Consider the following 943-nt stretch of genomic DNA (forward strand, 5'->3'; position numbering starts at 1 on the left):
CCTGTCTCGACTCCTGCGCCAGGCCGCCGCTACGCTGGAGATCGAGGCCAATGCGGCCACCGACAACCCGTTGGTGCTGTCGGACGGCGAGGTCGTCTCCGGCGGCAATTTCCACGCCGAACCGGTGGCCTTCGCCGCCGACGTGATCGCGCTCGCCGTCGCCGAGATCGGCTCCATCGCGCAGCGCCGCATCGCCATGCTCGTCGATCCGGCACTGAGCTTCGGGCTTCCTGCGTTTCTGTCGCCCAAGCCGGGCCTCAACTCCGGCCTGATGATCGCCGAAGTTACCTCCGCGGCGCTGATGAGCGAGAACAAGCAGCTCTCGCATCCGGCATCGGTGGATTCGACGCCGACTTCGGCCAACCAGGAAGACCATGTCTCGATGGCCTGCCACGGTGCGCGCCGGCTGCTGCAGATGACCGAGAACCTGTTCCACATTATCGGCATCGAGGCGCTGACCGGGGCGCAAGGCGTCGAACTGCGCCTGCCGCTCGTAACGTCGACTCCCCTCTCCACCGCCATCGCCCGTTTTCGCGCGGATGTCCCTGCCGTCGTCGACGATCGCTACATGGCTCCGGATCTCGTGGCGGCCGCCGGCCTGGTGCATTCCGGCGCGCTTGCAGCTCCGGTCTACGCTCTCTTACCGGAGGTCTTTTGATGGATCCGGTTCTCGTCAAGCGTGGCGACAGCCCCCTCGTCCTCGTCCTGCCCCACACCGGCACCTATGTTCCGGACGATATTTGGGCCAATCTCAATGCCGAAGGCCGACTGTTGCGCGATACGGACTGGCATATCGACAGGCTCTATAACGGCCTGATCGAGGGCGCTACCACGGTCCGGGCGACCTTCCACCGATACGTGATCGACGCCAACCGCGATCCGTCCGGCCAGTCGCTCTATCCCGGCCAGACCACGACCGGACTGGTTCCGCTCAGCACCTTCG

The 943-nt window shown here is 65.5% G+C and carries 2 protein-coding genes; both read left to right on the forward strand.

The features are described 5' to 3' along the window. On the forward strand, positions 1-658 hold a 658-nt coding region (locus JCM21793_RS23160), incomplete at its 5' end, for an aromatic amino acid lyase (RefSeq protein WP_025031882.1). Then, a partial coding sequence (locus JCM21793_RS23165) for an N-formylglutamate amidohydrolase (RefSeq protein ID WP_025031883.1) occupies positions 658-943 on the forward strand: 286 nt, incomplete at its 3' end. The genes JCM21793_RS23160 and JCM21793_RS23165, both read left to right, overlap by 1 nt.

This window comes from Nitratireductor aquibiodomus NL21 = JCM 21793 (assembly GCF_000615975.1).
GTDB lineage: Bacteria > Pseudomonadota > Alphaproteobacteria > Rhizobiales > Rhizobiaceae > Nitratireductor > Nitratireductor aquibiodomus.